Origin of the sequence: uncultured Campylobacter sp. (assembly GCF_938002845.1) — a bacterium.
Classification (GTDB): Bacteria; Campylobacterota; Campylobacteria; order Campylobacterales; family Campylobacteraceae; genus Campylobacter_B.
In genome coordinates, this window is sequence record NZ_CALKZP010000038.1 from 1 (window position 1) to 18,294 (window position 18,294).

18 protein-coding genes are annotated in these 18,294 nt (G+C 45.4%); 7 read left to right on the forward strand and 11 right to left on the reverse strand.

Translation table 11 applies throughout. The features are described from left to right. Nucleotides 1-210: 210 nt before the first annotated feature. On the forward strand, nucleotides 211-2,943 hold the full coding sequence (locus Q0224_RS05460) for a pitrilysin family protein (protein ID WP_297949732.1): 2,733 nt from the start codon (nucleotides 211-213) through the stop codon (nucleotides 2,941-2,943). Further along, entirely contained in the window at nucleotides 2,943-3,911 is a 969-nt protein-coding gene (locus Q0224_RS05465; protein WP_297949734.1) for a putative transporter, read from the forward strand. Before Q0224_RS05460 ends, Q0224_RS05465 begins: the two co-directional genes overlap by 1 nt. A 342-nt stretch (nucleotides 3,912-4,253) precedes the next feature. Here the strand turns inward: Q0224_RS05465 and Q0224_RS05470 are convergent, their stop codons facing one another. From Q0224_RS05470 to gatC, 11 genes are all read right to left on the reverse strand, one after another. Next, nucleotides 4,254-5,360, reverse strand: a complete 1,107-nt coding sequence (locus Q0224_RS05470) for a cytochrome d ubiquinol oxidase subunit II (protein ID WP_297949736.1) — start codon at nucleotides 5,358-5,360, stop codon at nucleotides 4,254-4,256. Between the two features lies 1 nt (nucleotide 5,361). After that, nucleotides 5,362-6,885 (reverse strand): cytochrome ubiquinol oxidase subunit I, encoded by a 1,524-nt coding sequence (locus Q0224_RS05475; protein ID WP_297949738.1) that lies wholly within the window; start codon nucleotides 6,883-6,885, stop codon nucleotides 5,362-5,364. A gap of 2 nt (nucleotides 6,886-6,887) precedes the next feature. Further along, nucleotides 6,888-7,094, reverse strand: coding sequence for a DUF4492 domain-containing protein (locus Q0224_RS05480; RefSeq protein WP_005871229.1), 207 nt, complete (start codon nucleotides 7,092-7,094; stop codon nucleotides 6,888-6,890). A gap of 320 nt (nucleotides 7,095-7,414) precedes the next feature. Further along, entirely contained in the window at nucleotides 7,415-8,200 is a 786-nt protein-coding gene (locus tag Q0224_RS05485; protein ID WP_297949740.1) for a shikimate dehydrogenase, read from the reverse strand. Next, complete coding sequence (locus Q0224_RS05490) at nucleotides 8,200-9,231, reverse strand: hypothetical protein (RefSeq protein ID WP_297949742.1); 1,032 nt, start codon at nucleotides 9,229-9,231, stop codon at nucleotides 8,200-8,202. The genes Q0224_RS05485 and Q0224_RS05490 overlap by 1 nt, the downstream gene beginning before the upstream one ends. 94 nt (nucleotides 9,232-9,325) lie before the next feature. Continuing rightward, complete coding sequence (locus Q0224_RS05495) at nucleotides 9,326-10,573, reverse strand: serine hydroxymethyltransferase (protein ID WP_297949744.1); 1,248 nt, start codon at nucleotides 10,571-10,573, stop codon at nucleotides 9,326-9,328. A 2-nt stretch (nucleotides 10,574-10,575) separates the two neighbouring features. Further along, nucleotides 10,576-12,069 carry a lysine--tRNA ligase gene (gene lysS / locus Q0224_RS05500; RefSeq protein WP_297949746.1) on the reverse strand — a complete coding sequence of 498 codons (1,494 nt, stop codon included), beginning with the start codon at nucleotides 12,067-12,069 and terminating at the stop codon, nucleotides 10,576-10,578. 1 nt (nucleotide 12,070) lies between these two features. Next, nucleotides 12,071-12,538, reverse strand: a complete 468-nt coding sequence (locus tag Q0224_RS05505; RefSeq protein WP_297949747.1) for a Fur family transcriptional regulator — start codon at nucleotides 12,536-12,538, stop codon at nucleotides 12,071-12,073. Then, nucleotides 12,535-13,212: a CvpA family protein gene (locus Q0224_RS05510; protein WP_297949750.1), complete on the reverse strand. Its 678-nt coding sequence runs from the start codon at nucleotides 13,210-13,212 to the stop codon at nucleotides 12,535-12,537. The genes Q0224_RS05505 and Q0224_RS05510 overlap by 4 nt, the downstream gene beginning before the upstream one ends. Next, complete coding sequence (locus tag Q0224_RS05515) at nucleotides 13,212-14,294, reverse strand: type IV pilus twitching motility protein PilT (RefSeq protein ID WP_005871218.1); 1,083 nt, start codon at nucleotides 14,292-14,294, stop codon at nucleotides 13,212-13,214. Before Q0224_RS05515 ends, Q0224_RS05510 begins: the two co-directional genes overlap by 1 nt. Nucleotides 14,295-14,304: 10 nt before the next feature. Next, nucleotides 14,305-14,592, reverse strand: a complete 288-nt coding sequence (gene gatC, locus Q0224_RS05520; protein ID WP_291939991.1) for an Asp-tRNA(Asn)/Glu-tRNA(Gln) amidotransferase subunit GatC — start codon at nucleotides 14,590-14,592, stop codon at nucleotides 14,305-14,307. Between the two features lie 116 nt (nucleotides 14,593-14,708). On the opposite strand from gatC, the gene Q0224_RS05525 reads away from it, so the two are divergent. From Q0224_RS05525 to hisG, 5 genes are read left to right on the forward strand one after another with little or no spacing between them, the layout of a single operon-like run. Next, nucleotides 14,709-15,260 (forward strand): hypothetical protein, encoded by a 552-nt coding sequence (locus tag Q0224_RS05525; RefSeq protein WP_297949752.1) that lies wholly within the window; start codon nucleotides 14,709-14,711, stop codon nucleotides 15,258-15,260. Further along, nucleotides 15,260-16,273: an L-seryl-tRNA selenium transferase gene (locus Q0224_RS05530; protein ID WP_297949754.1), complete on the forward strand. Its 1,014-nt coding sequence runs from the start codon at nucleotides 15,260-15,262 to the stop codon at nucleotides 16,271-16,273. The genes Q0224_RS05525 and Q0224_RS05530 overlap by 1 nt, the downstream gene beginning before the upstream one ends. Further along, nucleotides 16,263-16,595, forward strand: a complete 333-nt coding sequence (locus tag Q0224_RS05535; RefSeq protein ID WP_297949756.1) for a hypothetical protein — start codon at nucleotides 16,263-16,265, stop codon at nucleotides 16,593-16,595. The genes Q0224_RS05530 and Q0224_RS05535 overlap by 11 nt, the downstream gene beginning before the upstream one ends. After that, nucleotides 16,582-17,202, forward strand: a complete 621-nt coding sequence (locus tag Q0224_RS05540; protein WP_297949758.1) for a type III pantothenate kinase — start codon at nucleotides 16,582-16,584, stop codon at nucleotides 17,200-17,202. The genes Q0224_RS05535 and Q0224_RS05540 overlap by 14 nt, the downstream gene beginning before the upstream one ends. After that, the gene (gene hisG / locus Q0224_RS05545; RefSeq protein ID WP_297924251.1) at nucleotides 17,199-17,810 is read left to right on the forward strand and encodes an ATP phosphoribosyltransferase; all 612 of its coding nucleotides are present in this window, start codon (nucleotides 17,199-17,201) and stop codon (nucleotides 17,808-17,810) included. Before Q0224_RS05540 ends, hisG begins: the two co-directional genes overlap by 4 nt. Nucleotides 17,811-18,294: the final 484 nt, after the last annotated feature.

Sequence of the window (18,294 nt, forward strand, 5' to 3'; positions counted from 1 at the left end):
CAAAAATTCCAAAAATTCCAAAAATTCCAAAAATTCCAAAAATTCCAAAAATTCCAAAAATTCCGTTTCTTGAAATTTTGCAAGTAAAATTTTAAAACCGCAAGTAAAATCCCAAATCCTTGGCAAAATTTCACTCATAACAAAGCTTGCAAAATCATACTTTAAACTAGCTTTTGTTACAATCGCAAGTTTTTAAATCTAAGGACAATTATGAAAAAGCTTATATTTTTTATCTCCGCCCTACTTTGCTCTTTGAGCCTTTACTCCGCAGATATCAACCCGGATGCGCCGCTTAAGCTCGATCCTAGTGTAGTGCACGGCGAGCTGGCAAATGGCGTGAAATTTTATATCCTCAAAAATGACGTGCCAAAAAATAGCGCGCTTTTTTACCTCAACGTAGCTGCGGGCAGTGTTGATGAAAATGATGACGAGCAGGGTCTTGCGCATTTTGTCGAACATATGGCGTTCAATGGCAGCGAACATTTTGATAAAAACGAGCTCGTTCATACCTTACAGCGCCTGGGAGTGAAATTCGGCGCTGATCTCAATGCACAGACTGGCTTTGAAAACACCGCATACAACATCCAAGCCCAAGTGAGCGACGAGACGCTAAAGGACATATTTTTGGTACTGCGCGATTATGCAGGCGGCGTAAAATTTGACGAGAACGAAACGCAAAAGGAAAAAGGCGTCATCTTAGAGGAAGCAAAAAAAGGCTTTGAGAGGCGTTTTTACGAAAAGCGCGCCACATATTTATACCCTAATTCCATATTTTCCAGACGCTTTCCGATCGGACAAAATGAAATCATCAAAGGCGCCACCGGCGAGCAACTAAAAAAATTCTATGCGCGCAACTACCTTCCTAGCGCCATTAGTATCATAGTCGTGGGCGACGTAAACGTTGAGCAGATTAAAAACTTAATCAAGCAAAATTTTAGCTCTCTTTCTGCGCACGGCGAAAAAATCCCGCGCGATCTTAGCCTACGCCCATTTGAAGGCGGGCTAGCAAGCACCGTAGAACCTGAGCTCGGCACTAATGTCGCTAGCGTGCTTTACGCAGGCAAATATGAGCCGCTAAGAAGCTACGGTGCACTTAAAAATGAGTGGCTGCAAGCCTACGTATCGAGGCTGATGGAGCTTGGATACGACGCGATGAATGTGAATGCCAAAATTCCGCTTAAAGCCTATTTCGGCTCGGACGATCTGTTTAAAAACCGCAGACTATACAGCATAAGCGCGAATATTTTTAATTTCGACGTCAACGCCACGCTAAGCAGTCTTTTTAGCGCGATCAAAGGAGTGCGCGAACACGGATTTAACAATGACGATTTTGATAGCGTTAAGGCAGAATTTAAACATCAAGTGCAAGCCGATCTGCTTAAAAACGATACGCAAAGTGCGCAAATAGGGGCATTACTTGATTTCGTACAAAACGGCAATGTAAAGCTTAGTAAGCAAGACGAGCACGATCTAAGCCTCAAGGCGTTAGAAGAAATAACGCTAGCGGATGTTAATAAATTTTTCTCAAAGATAACGGATGGAGTGAGATTTACGGAGATTATCTCGGCAAAGGATTTGGGCATTAGCCAAAAAGACGCGAAGCTGCTCTACGAAAAAGCAGTGCCGTTTAATTTTGCTGCTCCGAAGCTTGCTTCCAAGCAGCTTGCGGGAGCAGATCTAAAAGAGACGGAATTTAAAACGCAAAAAGGCGCTAGCGGCACTGAAATTTTGGAGTTTAAAAACGGCGCGAAGGTAATTTTAAAACCCCTTAAAAGCGAGAAAAATAAAATCGCCCTCGCAGCCGTTAAAAAAGGTGGCTACGCGCATTTCGGCAAGGCTCGTGGCGAAATTCTAACCGCGCTGCTAAACTCGGGCACCATAGGCGAGCTAAACGAATACGAGGCGGGACGCTTGACCTCAAAATTTGATTATAAGCTAAGATTTAGGATGGACGACGCAGACTGCGGTTTTAGAGGCGCAGGAGCGGATCTGGAGGCGATGGCACACGAGCTTTACGCAAGATTTAGCGAGCCACTAATTCATGCAAGCTCGCTTACAAAATATAAAACCGACGCGCTTTCGGCGATTGCGCTACGAGACGAGACGGCGGAATTTAAATTCGGCGAGCAAATTTTAAAATCTCTATATTCAGGAGATACGGCTCGCAAGCAGCCGCTTAGCGTAGATGACGTAAAGAGCGCAAATCTTGCCGATTTACAGCGCGATGCGGATGAAATTTTTTCAGGTGCTGGAAATTTTATTTTTGTGCTTAGCGGCGATTTCGAGCCTGCGCGCGCGAAACAAATCCTAGCCAAATATATCGGCAATCTAAAGCCAGGCGTAAACAGCGCTACGCCTAAAACTCTGATGTTAAATACTTCTAGCGGAGAGATTGTGCAAGACTACGGCGATAGTGATAAAAGCGAAGTTCGGATGATTTTTTCAAACTATGAGCTGCAAAATTTCGACTTTGCAGACACTTATAAATTTCAAGCGTTAAAAAGCGTGCTAAGTAATCGTATCGTCGAGCAGATCCGCGAGGCGCGCGGACAAATTTACTCGGCGATGGTGCATAGCGCCTATGTGCGTGAGCCACAAATCGCAGCGAGCTTGAATGTATCGTTTTCTACCGAACCGAAAGATGCCCGTGTGGTTGCAGCAAGCGTGAGTGAAATTTTAAAGCAGATCGAAAGCTCCGGCGCAAAAGATAGCGAGCTGGCAAATTTCAAAAAAGCGCAAATTTTATCGACCAAAAGAGCTGCGCAGACGAATGATTTTTGGCTTGCTAATATCACTGCGCACGAGCTTTACGGCTATCCGCTCTATGACGAAAAGAGCTACGCGGCAAGCATAAATGCGATAAAAAGCGCAGACGTGCAAGAAGCGGCGCAAATGCTAAGCGATAGGCTATTTACGGCGATTTTGAATCCAAAGGAGCGTTGATGTTTGCTTCATTTTTTAAAAACAAAAAATGGGCATTTTGGGCATATTCGGGAATATTTTTTCTAATTGCGATTAATTGGTATCAAACTACCTTAAATGTGAGAATAAACGAATGGTACCGCGCGTTTTATGATATGTGCCAAAACATAGATCGTCATACACTAAATGATTTCTATACACAGATGAAAGTTTTTTTATGGATAGCGATGCCATACGTAGTCTCTGCGATTTCAGAACGATATGTAGCTCGTATTTGGACATTTAAATGGCGAGAGGCGATGACCTTTTCTTATTTTTCATACTGGAAAAAGGTGAGTAAAGATATCGAAGGAAGTTCGCAACGTATCCAAGAAGATATCTTTCGCTTCTCAAGAACTATCGAGGAAATGGGCACGAGAGTGCTTTCGGCGGCTATGACACTGTTTGCATTCATACCTGTGCTATGGGGGCTTAGTAGCAATGTTCCTTTTGAATTTCTAAAAAAAATCCCGGGCTCACTTGTTTGGATTGCACTTGCAATCAGTATCGGTGGACTAATAATTTCTTGGCTGGTTGGCTGGTATCTACCGAGACTGGAATACAACAATCAAAAGGTCGAGGCGGCCTTTAGAAAAGAACTTGTTTTTGCGGAGGAGGATAAGATAAATTACGCAAGCGAGGAAAAAATTCTTTCGTTATTTGATAAGATCAAATATAACTATTTTAAACTGTATCTGCATTACTGCTATTTTGATATGTGGTTCAACTCATTTTCGCAGTTTCTAATGATCGTACCTTACTTGATAATGGGTCCTGGGTTATTTACTAAGGTAATTACGCTTGGAGTTATGGTGCAGGTAAGTAACGCTTTTAATCAAGTGCGCGGTAGTTTTAGTATTTTTATGAATAACTGGACGACGATCACGGAGCTTCGCTCAATCCATATGCGACTTAAAGAGTTTGAAAAAAATATTGACTACAAGGGCTAGATAAAATTTCGCCCGTATCTTCCGCCGGAATTTCACTTTCTAAATTTAAAGCGAAATTCCGGGCCGCAAGCTTTTAAAATTTCTACACTTTTACTGCTCTCTTTTTTCTTGATGAGTAATATTTAGCTTTATAAATTTATAGCTTCCTACGAGCAAGATCATCCAAATCGCGATGAAAACTAAAGATTTGACCATTTTTAATCCTTAAAATTGTTATAATGCGGCGCGTAAAAAGCGCCGCCGATATGAAATTTAACCAAGCGCAAAGGCGCACATAAACGCCTCCGTGTGAGCAGCTTCTTGCCGCCACACGGCGTGCGGAAGCCGCGCTAGAGCGGGTGCCTAATAATGCTCGTTTGAAAGCCCCTCTTTATCGAGCTTTTTAGCATCCATCGCACGCCAAACATAGCTGATATAACCCAGCACGAAAGGCACTAGAAACGACACGTAAAACATCGTCTTAAGCGTATAGAGGCTAGAGCTTGCGTTGCTTATCGAAAGCGAGCTTTGCAGGTCGAAATTTGACGGATAAAACGCCGTGTGATTTAATCCTAGGATCAAAAATACGCTCGTTACCGCGCATACGACTCCCACTCCGTAAAAAAATATCCCGCGCACGCTGCTTGTAAATGCACCTTTGAATATCCCCACCAGCACCATCACGACACCTAGCAGCAGCAACACTAGCGCCGCAGGCAGGCTTAGGTAGTTATGCAGATACTTAAAGCTCTCAAGGCTTACGACGCCGCCGGCGCTGACTGAGTAGCCCTGCTTTAGCAAGACCCACGCCAAAAACGCGATGAAAAAAACCAAAAACGCGCTAGCGTTAAATTTAAGCGAGGCTTTGAGCTTGGCGATCATTTCAGGCTCGGCGATATTGTTCATCAAATATAAGCTCGCTCCCGTTCTAGCGCAGAAAAATAGCGCAATTCCCAAGATGTAATTAAACGGATTTGCTAACGCCTCAAGTCCGCGAGCGGGGTTTTTCCACTGCACGAAATTATTCTCGCCCAGCGCAAACTCGCTGCCGCTAAAAAGCGTAGAGACGATGATGCCAAGCAGGATCGTGCCTAGCGAGCCGTTTATGAAAAGAAAGGCTTCATAGGTCTTAGCGCCCAAGAAATTATCGGGCTTTTTTCTGTATTCGTAGGCGACGGCTTGGATTATGAAGCAAAAAAGCAGAGCCATCCACGCCCAATACGCCCCGCCGAAGCTGGTCGCATAAAATAGAGGAAACGCCGCAAAGCACGCCCCGCCGAACATCACGAGCGTAGTAAACGTAAGTTCCCATTTCTTGCCGATGGAATTTATTATAAAATCCTTCTCGGTTTCATTCTTCGCCAGCGTAAAAAGCAGCGTCTGACCGCCCTGCACGAAGAGCATAAAAACCAAAATTCCGCCCAGAAGCGAAACCACGCACCACCAATAAATTTGAAAAATTTCGTGCATCTTAAAATCCTATCTTTATCTGTTTTAGCATGATCTTTATCTCGGCTATGAATAAAACCGTAAATAAAACCGCAAAGAGCGCAAACGAGATCATTATGTTCGTTCCCGCTAGGCTCGTAGCTGCGACGCCCACCGGCATAAGATCTTGTATCGCCCACGGCTGGCGCCCTACTTCGGCTACTATCCAGCCCGCCTCGCACGCGACGTATCCCAGAGGGATGCTAAATACGCAAAGCCATAGAATTTTCTTGTATTCGGCGAGATTCTTTCGCATCGCCAAAAATAGCGTCACGAAAAATAGCAAGATAAAATAGCTTCCCAAAGCCACCATCACGTGGAAACTATAAAAGGTAAGCGCCACGGGAGGGACGATCTGCTTCGCATCGTCAAGGTAGCCGTAGCCTAGATTTTGCATATTTTGGTTACCGAATAAAATTTCCCGCGCCTGCTGCATCGCCGCGGTGTCATTCGCGTCTTTGGCGAGCTTGTAATCCTTTAGCGCTTGCAGGGCGATTTTGCCTTTTTCTATCTTTTTATCCGCGCCTTCGATGCCGAATTTTTCGTTTCCAAATACCAAATCATCGATGCCCGGAGTGAAATTATCAAGCCCTCTCGTAGCCATCAGCCCCAGCGCGTAAGGCGCCTTGATCTCAAATAAAAACGGCTCCTTATCGTCTCCGGGAAGTTTGCTCGGATTTAAAACTCCCGCCGCGACGATGCCCGCGTTTACTTCGCCTTTATACAGGCCCTCCATCGCTGCAAGCTTCATCGGCTGCTTTTGCGCGACCTGATAGGCGCTCTCGTCGCCGCTAAATAGCACGAAAAGCGAGCTTAGCATACCGAAGCTTGCCGCTACGATGAAGCTTTTTTTAGCAAGCGCGAAGTCTTTGTTTTTTAGCATATAAAACGCCGAAATTCCAAGCACGAAAAGCGCCGCGGTAATGTAGCCGCCGCCAACGGTATGTAAAAATTTAGCCACTCCGAAGTGAGATAGCGCGATATCTAAAAAATTACTCATCTCGTTGCGCATCGTATCGGGATTAAAGCTCGTGCCTGCCGGGTTTTGCATCCAGGCGTTCGCGATTAGGATCCAATATGCGCTTAAATTTGATCCGATCGCCACGAGCCAGGTCGAGAGAAGATGAAATTTCTTACTCACGCGGTCCCAACCGAAGAACATTACGGCAAAAAAGGTAGCCTCCAAGAAAAACGCCAGCAAGCCCTCGATCGCAAGCGGCGCACCGAAGATGTCGCCCACGAACCAGCTATAATTCGCCCAGTTGGTGCCGAACTCAAACTCCATTATGATGCCCGTCGCGACGCCGATGGCGAAATTTATACCGAAAAGGCGAAGCCAAAATTTAGTGATCTTAAGCCACTCCTGTTTGCCTGTCGCGACATACAGGCTCTCCATAAACGCCACGATAAAGCTAAGCCCCAGCGTTAGGGGCACGAAAAGAAAGTGATAAAGTGCCGTGAGCGCAAACTGCGCCCTCGACCAATCCACGCTAGCAAGCTCTTGCATTCCTACTCCTTAGTCAAATTTTTATAGATGAAATCGATTTTTTCTTGATCGGTTTTAAATTTAGAATCCAAGTTTTCGTCGAAAATGAAAAATTTCAGTAGCACGAAAATTATAAATAGCTTGATCAAAATCACCGCCCACAGCGTTTTGCCAAGCTTCATCGAAGCGAATCCATGCGCGTAAAATTTTAAAATTTTGCCGAAAAACATCAAATTTTAACCTTTAGCAATTATTAGTTTATATTTTTTATTATATAGTAATTAATTAAAATCTAACTTTAAATTTTAAAAATTTCGCGCTGATTTTATCCTATTTCGGAAAAAATTCCAAACTCTATCGCGACGCGCCGTAGCGCGCGTTTTCAAAAAAGCCGAGCGATCTCGCCGCTTTTTATTAAAATTTTGCTTCGTTCCGGGCGGCGTAAAAGATAAAGCTAGCGGCGTCGTATCGTTTAACGCAGCAAATTTAAAGCAAGATAAAATTTTACCGTTTGAGCGATATAAATTTAGCGCCGCATCCAGCTCTAAATTTAGCGAAGATTTGCGGCGTGACTCATAAGTTTAATTATCTCTTGGAGATCAAATTTACCGCCGAAAAAGAGATTGAAAGCAAGTGCGCCCTGATTTACAAGCATCTCCTTGCCGTCTTTTGCGGGCAGATTTTTTGCACGCGCGGCTTGTAAAAACGGAGTCTGCTTGCCGTAGATCGCATCAAAGGCAAATTTTGCGCGGGATAAAATTTCATCTATTACTCTCTCGGGTGCAGGTAGCGCGTCATCTTTGAGCCCCGCGCCAGTGGCATTGACGATCAGATCGTAGTCTTTGGATTTGAAATTTTCGTAGCTAAAAAATTCCTCGCAGCCGAAGTCAAATTCCTTTGCGCTGCGATTTAGGATATCGAATTTCACGCCGTTTTTGCCTAGTGCGTAGCCGATCGCTCGCGTCGTGCCGCCCGCACCCAAAATAAGCGCATTGCGAATCTCGCTAAAACCCAAGATCGCGCAGAAAAAGCCTTGCGCGTCGGTGTTAAAGCCGTGCAGGGCACCGCCTTTTAACACTAGCGTATTTACCGAGCCGATCTTCTGTGCCGCCTCGCTTAGGACGTCGCATGCTTTAAATGCGTCGAGCTTAAAAGGCACGGTCACGTTCGCGCCCGCAAGCCTCAGAGCTTCAAATTTAGCTCGTAGCTCCTCGCCGCGCTGCAGCAAAACCCGCCCGTAGTAGGCGTCCAGCTCCAAAAATTTTATAGCGTAATTATGAAGTAGCGGCGAGAGAGAGTGGGCGATCGGGTTGCCGAAAACCGCGAATCTGTCCACTATTTCACTCGGTAGATATACGCTCCGCTATTGATGCTGCGCATATCGCTAAGCGCCTTTTGTAGCGCCTCGCCCTCGAAAGGTCCTACTAAAATTTTAACCATGCTCTTGCTTCCGACATGGGTCTGCAGAGCGATCGGATTATAGCCTTTTTTAGTGATTTTTTTGGTGTCAGACCCGTTTGGATCGTAGGCATTGGATGCGAAAACCTGCACATAACTACCGTTTGCCACGCTGGTGCTTGTGCTCTTTGCTGCAACGCCAGCCTTTACGTTCTCGCTTTTAGACTCCGGCTTGCTAGCTTCTTTTTTAGACTCAGGTTTTGCTGGCTCTTTCTTGGTCTCAGCTTTAGCATGTTCCTTTTTAGCTTCCGTTTTTGAAGGCTCTTTTTTAACTTCTGCTTTTGCTTGTTTTTCGGGTTCTTTTTTAGGCTCTACTTTTTGCTCGACTTTTCTAATTTCGGTTTTAGAAGGTTCTTTTTTGATCTCGTCTTTTGCAGACTCTTTTTTAGGCTCGGACTTTTTTACGTCCGTTTTTTCAGGCTTTTTGGCTTCGTCTTTAGGCTCAATTTTTTTACTCTCTATTTTAACTTCGGATTTTTTTGGCTCTTCTTTGATTTCGGGCTTTTGGATTTCTACTTTCTGTGCTTCAGGCTGAGCGCTTGCGACGACCTTGCTTTCGGAATTAGGCTCTTGGGTTTTTATCTCTACTTTGGTTGGAGCTGCAGATGCTGTATTGGGTTCTGATTTCACTTCTACAGGCTCAGGCTGCGAAGGCTCAGGTTTTTGAACTTGTACGGCAGGCTTTTGCTCCGCTTTGGCAAGCTCTTCTTCACTAGGCATAGTAAGACCTGCGTTAGTATCAATATCGTCTTTATTAATAGCCTTCATTATGATTAAAATGATTAAGAATAAAACTACGACGCCGGCTGCAACGGTAAGACCTTTTTTTAAATTCGCGTTCTTATCGACATTGCCGCTATTGATCACTATGTCGTCTATGCTGCTCATATCGAAATTTTTGTCGTTCATACTCTCTCCTAAGATTATTATTTACTTTGTAAATTCTACCACGCAAAATTTACGAAATAAATAATTCGGGTAAGCTTACCCGAATTTATTAAATTTAATACATCGCGCGGTCGTAGATGATAAAGCGATGCGCCAAATCCCGCACTTCCTCTTTAACCTGCGCCTGAAGCTTGGAATTTGAGATATCGCTTAGCACGTCGGCGATTTTATTTCCGATAAACTCAAATTCTTTCTCCTTCATCCCACGCGCGGTAAGTGCGGGGCTACCGACGCGGATACCGCTTGTTACGAATGGGCTACGCGTCTCGCCCGGCACGGTATTTTTATTCGTCGTGATGCCTGCGTTTTCAAGCGCGGCGCTAGCGTCCTTGCCGCTGAAATCTCTATTTAAAAAGCTCATTAAAATCAGATGGTTATCGGTGCCGCCGCTAACAAGATCAAAGCCGCGCTTAACCAGCGTCTCGCCCAAAACTCTAGCATTTGCCTTGACCTGCTTGGCATAGAGCTTCCACTCCGGGCTTAGATTGTGTTTAAAACCGACCGCCTTAGCGGCGATGACGTGCATTAGCGGGCCGCCTTGGATGCCCGGGAAGATCGCCGAGTTAATCTTTTTGGCAAATTCCTCGTCGTTGGTCATTATGATACCGCCGCGCGGACCGCGAAGCGTTTTGTGCGTGGTCGAGCTTACGACGTGGCAGTGCGGAAACGGATCCGTGTGTTCGCCCGCGACGACGAGCCCTGCGACATGCGCTACGTCGGCGAAAAGAAACGCGCCCACGCTATCAGCGATCTGTCTAAATTTAGCAAAATCTATCTCGCGCGTATAAGCGCTCGCACCGCAAACGATCATCTTAGGCTTTACTATCTGAGCAATCTCAAGCACCTTCTCGTAGTTTATGCGGCCGTCGAGCTCCACGCCGTATTCGAAGCTCTCATACATCTTTCCGCTGCTTGAGACCTTCGCGCCGTGCGTCAAATGCCCGCCGTGGTTAAGCGCCATGCCTAAAATTTTATCGCCCGGTTTCAAAAACGCGGCATATACGCCTTGGTTGGCTTGGCTGCCGCTGTTTGGCTGGACGTTTGCAAACTCACAGCCGAAGAGCTTTTTGCAGCGATCGATCGCGATCTGTTCGATCTCGTCTACGAACTCGCAACCGCCGTAGTAGCGCTTGCCGGGATAGCCTTCGGCATATTTGTTCGTTAGCACCGAGCCCATCGCCTCCATCACCTCGGGATAGGTGAAATTTTCGCTCGCAATCATCTCCAAATAATCGCACTGGCGAGCAAGCTCTTTGTTGGTTAAACTAAAAATTTCATTATCGAATTTTTCTAAATTTGACACGTTCACTCCTTCTCTAAATTTAGCGGTCTCATCGCAGGGAACAAAATCACGTCGCGGATCGACTTTTTATTCAGCAAAATCATCGCCAAGCGGTCGATTCCAAGCCCCCAGCCGGTAGTCGGCGGCATCGCGTAGCTAAGCGCGCGAACGTAATCCTCATCCATCTCGTGAGCCTCGTCGTCGCCTGCATTTTTGGCATCGATTTGAGCCTTAAATCTGGCGTATTGATCGAGCGGATCATTCAGCTCGTTAAAGGCGTTGGCTAGCTCTTTACCTGCGATGTAAAGCTCAAATCTCTCGGCTATCTGCGGATTTTCGTCGCTTCTGCGCGAAAGTGGGCTGATCGAGATCGGAAAATCCACGATGAAGGTCGGATTTATGAGCTTAGCTTCTACGTAATTATCAAAAAGTTCGCTCTGCAGGTGGCCCAGATCGAGCTTTTCATTGACTTCAAATTTATCCTCTTTGAGTTTAGCGACGATCTTTTCGCGATCATTTACGATCTGCGGCTTGATGCCGCCTATCTGCGTAAGCGCGTCGAGATACTTTATGCGCGCAAAAGGCTTTGAAAAATCGATCTCGCGCTCATCGTAGGTTAAAATTTCGCCCAGCCCAAGCCTCTTAAATAGTGCTTTAAATAGCTCCTCGGTTAGGTTCATCGCGTCGTTATAATCATGCCACGCCCAGTAGAATTCTATGCTGGTAAATTCCGGATTGTGCGTCAGATCCATACCCTCGTTGCGGAAGTTTCGGTTGATCTCAAAGACCGCCTCCATGCCGCCTACGACGAGACGCTTAAGATACAGCTCCGGTGCGATACGCAGGTAGCGATCGACGTCGAGGGCATTGTGGTGCGTGATGAAAGGCTTGGCATTAGCGCCGCCTGCGATTGGGTGCATCATCGGCGTTTCGACCTCTAAAAATCCATGCTTTTCAAAAAAGCTGCGGATCTCGCTAACGATGATCGAGCGCTTGATAAAATCCTCGCGGACCTCGGGGTTCATTATCATATCGAGGTATCTTTGGCGGTAGCGCATCTCGATATCGACAAGGCCGTGAAATTTCTCCGGAAGCGGGCAGATCGCTTTGGATGCGAGCGTTATTTTGCTGGCATGGATCGAAAACTCGCCCGTTTGGGTGACGAAAGCGTATCCGCGCACCAAAATTATATCGCCCACTTCGAGATTTTTCTTAAATTTAGCGTAATCCTCCTCGCCGATGCTGTCGCGAGAGTAATAAATTTGAATATTGCCGCTTTGATCTTCTATGTTTGCAAAGGTGGATTTGCCCGCGACGCGCTTCAGCTTTAGCCGCCCGGCGAGGCTTACCTCCTCGCTCGCTTTTTTATCCTCGGTATCTTTGATGTAGCCGAATTTCTCTTTAAACTCGGCTATGCTCATATCTTTTTTTAGAAAGTGCGGATAGGGATTAGCCCCTAAATTCCGAAGTTCCGACGCCTTGTCTATCCTTTGGATTTCTAACTGGCTATCAAACAATCTACTTCCTTTTTGTCGCACATTCAGGGCAAATTCCATACAGCTGCATCATATGTCCCGTAAGCGTAAATCCGTGCTCTTTGGCGACGGCAAGCTGCTTGCGTTCGATAGTAGCATCTTGAAATTCTATGATCTTATTGCAGCTTTTGCAGATTAGATGGTCGTGGTGAGGCTTGTTCGCAAGCTCAAATTTCTTACCCTGCGCGCCAAATGAGATCGATGTCGCCATACCTGAATCCTCAAGCAAATTTAAGGTGCGATACACCGTCGCTATGCCTACGTTTAAATCCGGAAATTTCGCTTTGATCTCGTTGTGAAGCGCCTCAGGCGTGAAGTGTTTGTTATTGTTATAAAGCGTGCGGAGTAAAACCTCGCGCTGCTTGGTATATTTTAGACCGCTAGCGGCAAGCGCCTTTTTAAACTCAACAATTAGAGCGTCAAACTCTAAATTTTCGATTTTTGCATTCATAATTTTGTCCTTTCTGTAGAATTTACTTCTGAACTGGCGTTAAAATCGCTAGGTTCAGTGCTTTGATTTTGATCCGAGTTCATACGGACGGTAGAATTCTGATCTTTTAAGAGCTTGTCATCCATCTTAGAACCAATAGAATCCAAGCTTTGTTTGATCTTCGGATCGTCTTTGAGATTTAAAATCCAGTTTCCGATTTTTAAGAAAATCGGCGCAGTTTTGCTGCTTTCAAAATACTTTTTGGTCTGTTCATTCATCGACATAGGACCACTTGCAAGTGTAACAATAACGGCAAAAATCAAGAAAATTTTACTTACGCTAAAAACGAAACCGCCGATCTTATCGACAAAGCCCAGTCCACTCCATTTAAAGAATTTTGAAATGATTTCGCCTATAATCAGACACGAGATCCATACGCCAAAAAGCACAGCGATAAAGCCGATGAGAACCTGCGTCGTATCGCCCGAAAGCACGCCGTTTGCATTCTGTAAAGCTGGAATTTTTGCTGCAATCCACTCGCCCGCCATAGTTTTATAACGCATCGCGGCAAAAAGACCGCCGATGAGACCCAAAATTCCAAAGATTTCTTTTACGATGCCATTAGTGATACCGCGCAATCCGAAGAGCACTACGAGTACCAAACAGCCGACGTCGAACCAATTAATACCTTCCATCAAGCACCCACCACGCCTATTAGCTCTTGTAGGTTAGTCGAGTACCTAAACGCCGTATCTTTTGAAATTTGATTTGCACGGATCGCTTTAACCATCGCTTGAGTTTGAGTTATCATACCGGTAGATTGCTGATTTAGCTGCATTTGAGAGTAAATTTGATGCACCTTGTTTTCGCGGATTAGATTCGCTACGGCATTGTTATTTAGCAAAATTTCATGAATCGCGATACGTCCACCGCCAAGCTTCGGCAAAAGCGATTGCGAGATGACCGCGGTAAGTGAGACAGAGAGCATATTTCGTACTTGGAGCTGCTCGCCGCCATCAAAGCTATCGATAATACGGTTGATCGTCTGCATCGCGGAGTTGGTGTGTAGCGTACCAAATACCAAGTGACCGGTCTCAGCCGCGGTAATGGCAATCGAGATAGTCTCTCTATCGCGCATCTCACCAACTAGGATAATATCCGGGTCCTCACGCAAGGCAAATTTTAACGCATTAGCGTAGGAATGGGTATCGGTGCCAATATTTCTGTGGGAGAAAAGCGCTTTTTTATTGGTATGGACGAACTCGACCGGATCTTCAACGGTGATGATGTGCTTGCGCTCTTTTTCGTTGATCTCGTTTAGCATCGCGGCAAGAGTAGTTGATTTACCACTACCGGTAGGTCCGGTAACCAAAATCATGCCTTTTTCGTGCTTGACTACCTCTTTAAAAATCGTAGGGGCTTTTAAATCGTCCAGGCTAGGAATATCGATAGGAATAATACGAAATGCGGCAGCCAAATCACCGTTCATAGTGTAGTAGTAGTTACCACGGAAGCGTCCGATATTAGGAAGCTCGATCGCAAAGTCGAGCTCTTTATTTTCCTCGAGCGCACTTTTTTGAGCATCGGTAATGAGCGCGTAGCAAATATACTCGATATCCGTGCCCTTAAGCGGATCCATGGCAAGCGGGCGCAATGTTCCGTCGATACGTATTTGAGGCGCCGAGCGCGAAACTAAGTGAAGGTCGCTCGCTTTGTTAAAAACGACGGTTTTTAGTAGGGTTTCGATATCTACTAAATTTCTTTGAACTTCTTCCATAAAATTCCTTTCAATCGATGATTTTCGGTACTACGAAGTAGCCGCCTTCGGACTGCGGAGCATGCTTTAAGACGCTTTCTGCGACGTCGCTTTTGCGTGGAATATCTTTGCGAAACGGAGTACCGCCTTTCAGCGTAGTGATAGCCGCTTCGCCGCTTTGCAAATCCAGCTCATTTAGAATTTCTACAAAATCTACAATATTATTTAATTGACCTTTAAATTCTTCTCGCTTAGCATCCGGAATTTTAAGAGCGGATAGCCTTTCCAGCTTGCTTAGCAAGGCGTCGTCTATTATCATAACTTTCCTTTTTCTGATAAATGCGACATTATATCATAAAAATTCTTTATCTTAGGCGGTATTTAAAATTTTTTATGCTACAATTACGCCGATTTTCTCAAACAAAGGACTGAATTTTGGCTTTAAAAGACGACATCGAAGGCGTGAAAAAAGAGATTGGTACAGAAGAGCAGTTTCTAGAAAGCGTCATAAAAAGTGAAATTTTCGTAAAAAAATACAAAAAGCCGCTGATATTTTTGGCTGCGGTTTTGATCGTAGCGTTTATCGGATATTACGCAAATGAATTTCTAAGCGATCGCCGCATAGCAAGTGCTAATGCGATCTATGACGAGCTGCTTAACAAGCGCGACGACGCTAAGCTAGCCGAGCTTAAGCAAAAAGATATAAATCTATACGCTCTTTATATTTTGCAAAACGGCTCTGCAAACGAGCGAGCAGCGCTAGAAAATACCCAAGGCATCGATGTTATGCTAAAAGAGATAATAAATCTACAAAACGGCAAACAAGGCGGAGTGCTACTCGCCGATTACGATTCTTTGCTCAAAGGCTACGACCTACTAAAAGAGGGCAAAATCGAGCAAGCTCACGCAGAGCTAGATAAAATTCCGCTCAACTCGCCAGTTCGTCAAATCGCACTTGCTTTGAAACACTATGGAGGCAATAAATAATGAAAAAAACGCTGATATTTACGCTTTTACTATCGTTTTTATTTTTAGGCTGCTCGACGAAGCGCCAGTATTTCGAACCTAGCGACGAAAACATCACAGGTGATATGAAATTTAACGGCTCACTGCCATCAGAAATCGTAGCGGTTAGTAAAGATGGTGCTACGCTAAAAGACGGCGAAGTCATCTCTAAAAACGGCTTGGTGAAAAATTTCAAAGTCTTAAAAAGTGAGAAATTTTTAGGCGAATATGACGGAAATTTCGTCGTAACCGACATCAATGGCACGCTTAAAGTAGTTGGTAGCACAGGTGCCGTAAAATTTGAAAAAGCCCTCGGCAGACAAGCGCTAAGTGCAAATATACGCGGCGATGATTTGGCTTTAGTGATGAGCGATGATTCGATTATGCTTATCAAGCTAAGTTCGGGCGCAGTGGTACTCGATCATAAAGTAGGCGATGCATTCGCAATCGATTCGCGCGTGGCGTCACCGCTATTTATCAACCAGCTTATCGCTTATCCTGCGCTAGACGGACTAGTTAGCATCGCAGAAAACGTAGGTGGGCGCTCGGCACGCGATTTCGTCGTAAGCAATCAGCCATTTTTTAACAACATTATTGCCTTGGAAAATAAAGGCGATAACCTTTATGCCGTAACTGCCACTAGGCTAATGCTGGTAAGTCCTACGGGCAATAAAAACCATAACGTAGACATCAAAGACGTGATTTTTAGCGGCGATAGAATTTATCTTTTCTTAAAAGACGGCAGAGTCGAGCTACTAGATCGCGGGCTAAATTTGATCAAATCGCGCAAATTCACCTTCGCGCAATTTAGTGGCGCACTGCTTAGCGGCGGCTATCTGTATATCATCGAGCGTAACGGCTACGTCATCCGTGTAAATGAAAATTTAGAGGGACAAGCGATCTACGAGCTAAATGGCGAGTTCGAGGATAAGTCCTTTATCGCAGGTAGCTCGTTTTACTACGACGATAAAATTTTAAATTTTGATGCTAGATAAAATTTCAAAACTTTGCGTTCGCGAAGGGCTCTTGCTTCAAAAATTCCAAACGCTAGATATCGCTAGCTTCACGCGCTCGCGCTCATACGGCGCGTATTTCGGCGTGGATCTAAAAAGCTACAACGTCCTTTTGTTTATGCGCGACGCAAAATCTCGCTTTGTAATGCGCGACGCGGAATTTCTGCTCTCGCTCGCAAGCGGCATTAGCGCAAGCCTAGGCAAGGTCGTAAAAAAGCGCGTGCTGTTTTACAACTCGCAGATGTGCTCTAAAAGCGCGAAATTTTTAAAAGAAAACGGATTTAGCCTCTATGCTTTTGTGTGACGTAGGAAATTTCAGGGTTAAATTTTATAAAGGCGGCGTAACGCAAAGTATGCCCGTAGCGGAGTTTATGCGGTACGAGCCGAAGGAGCGAATTTTTTTCATTAGTGTCAATGATAGCGTGAAAAAAAAGCTGAAAAACCCTCTGTTTGTCGATCTCGCGCCGCACTTTGAGCTAAAAACCGCCTACCGCGGGCTTGGGATCGACCGCATAGCGGCGTGCTCGGCCGTAAACACCGGCGTCGTCGTCGATGCGGGCAGCGCGATCACCGTGGATTTGATGTTTAAAGGCTCGCACCTAGGCGGATTTATAATGCCCGGTATCGGCACGCTTTTAAAGTCGTTCGCAAGCATCGCGCCCGTGCTGGACGTAACGCTTTCAACCAATATCGATCTGGATCCGCTGCCGCAAAAGACCGTAAGTGCCGTAAACTACGGGATTTTAAAGCCGATAGTGCTTACGATCGAAAACATCGCGGGCAATAATAAAATTTACTTCACGGGCGGCGACGGAGCCTATTTGATGCGGTATTTTCGTAACTCAATCTATGAAAAGGATCTGATCTTTAAATCGATGGTGAGCTTAATCGCAAAAAAGGGGCTCGCATGATAACCATAGCCCTACCAAAAGGTCGCATAGCCGACGATACGCTTAAAATTTTTAAAACCATTTTCGGGCTTGATTTTGCTTTCGAAGATCGCAAACTCATAATGCAAGAGGGCGATTTTAAATTCCTCTACGTCCGCAACCAAGATATCCCTACTTACGTTATGGGAGGCGCGGCGGATATCGGCGTAGTGGGGCTTGACGTGCTTGAGGAGCATCGCCCGGACGTGCTTACACTGCTTGATCTTAAAATCGGAAAATGCCGCGTCTGCGTGGGCGTGCATGCGGGCACCCAGCTAAACTACGGCGCTCCGAGCCTAAAAATCGCTACGAAAATGCCTAACATCACTCGCGAGTACTTCGCCTCAAAAGCGGTCGCCGTAAATATCATCAAACTCTATGGCTCGATCGAGCTAGCCCCGCTCATAGGGCTTGCCGACGCTATCGTCGATGTCGTGGAGACCGGCGCTACGATGAAGCAAAACGGACTACAACCCGCAGAAACTATAATGCAAAGCTCCGCACACCTCATCGCCAACAAAAACAGCTTCGTGCTAAAACGCGATGAAATTTTAAACCTGCGAGATAAACTAGCCCGCACGATCGCGTAAACGCTCGCTTGCCCGCCGCACGGTATTTGCGACCAGCGCGGCGCACTTCCGTAAATCATCATTGCTCGTCTCGGCGCTGTCGTTTAAAAACCGCCGTTACAGATAGAATTTTGCGGCAGCAACCGCACCGATTAAATTTCAAACCAGCTTACAAATTTGATCTATCAAGAAACGGAGGCGCTTTACCAAGCCGCGCAGCATAAAATTTTAAAATTCTATCGCTACAAATTTTAAAATTTAGCCCTAAATTTACAGCTCGCGAAATTCTAAACCTCCACGGCGCAGAATTTCAAAATTCCAAAATCCGCTTCACAATTTCACGTCGTAAAATTTAAAATTCTCGCGAACTCTAAATTTGAGCTCAAATTCCTGCGGCTTGGAAACGGCAGAATTTCGGAATTTCAACTCGCGAAATTTCGCCGCTCAAAATCGCACGAAAATTAATCGGCGCTACTTTTTAAGCATAAAAAATAGCCCACGCCAA

Bases quoted from the DNA above. Each gene is read 5' to 3' on its own strand.
- Q0224_RS05460 (WP_297949732.1), top strand. From the start codon at position 211: ATGAAAAAGCTTATATTTTTTATCTCCGCCCTACTTTGCTCTTTGAGC.
- Q0224_RS05465 (WP_297949734.1), top strand. From the start codon at position 2,943: ATGTTTGCTTCATTTTTTAAAAACAAAAAATGGGCATTTTGGGCATAT.
- Q0224_RS05470 (WP_297949736.1), bottom strand. From the start codon at position 5,360: ATGCACGAAATTTTTCAAATTTATTGGTGGTGCGTGGTTTCGCTTCTG.
- Q0224_RS05475 (WP_297949738.1), bottom strand. From the start codon at position 6,885: ATGCAAGAGCTTGCTAGCGTGGATTGGTCGAGGGCGCAGTTTGCGCTC.
- Q0224_RS05480 (WP_005871229.1), bottom strand. From the start codon at position 7,094: ATGTTTTTCGGCAAAATTTTAAAATTTTACGCGCATGGATTCGCTTCG.
- Q0224_RS05490 (WP_297949742.1), bottom strand. From the start codon at position 9,231: ATGAACGACAAAAATTTCGATATGAGCAGCATAGACGACATAGTGATC.
- Q0224_RS05505 (WP_297949747.1), bottom strand. From the start codon at position 12,538: ATGAATGCAAAAATCGAAAATTTAGAGTTTGACGCTCTAATTGTTGAG.
- Q0224_RS05510 (WP_297949750.1), bottom strand. From the start codon at position 13,212: ATGGAAGGTATTAATTGGTTCGACGTCGGCTGTTTGGTACTCGTAGTG.
- Q0224_RS05515 (WP_005871218.1), bottom strand. From the start codon at position 14,294: ATGGAAGAAGTTCAAAGAAATTTAGTAGATATCGAAACCCTACTAAAA.
- gatC (WP_291939991.1), bottom strand. From the start codon at position 14,592: ATGATAATAGACGACGCCTTGCTAAGCAAGCTGGAAAGGCTATCCGCT.
- Q0224_RS05530 (WP_297949754.1), top strand. From the start codon at position 15,260: ATGAAAAAAACGCTGATATTTACGCTTTTACTATCGTTTTTATTTTTA.
- Q0224_RS05535 (WP_297949756.1), top strand. From the start codon at position 16,263: ATGCTAGATAAAATTTCAAAACTTTGCGTTCGCGAAGGGCTCTTGCTT.
- Q0224_RS05540 (WP_297949758.1), top strand. From the start codon at position 16,582: ATGCTTTTGTGTGACGTAGGAAATTTCAGGGTTAAATTTTATAAAGGC.
- hisG (WP_297924251.1), top strand. From the start codon at position 17,199: ATGATAACCATAGCCCTACCAAAAGGTCGCATAGCCGACGATACGCTT.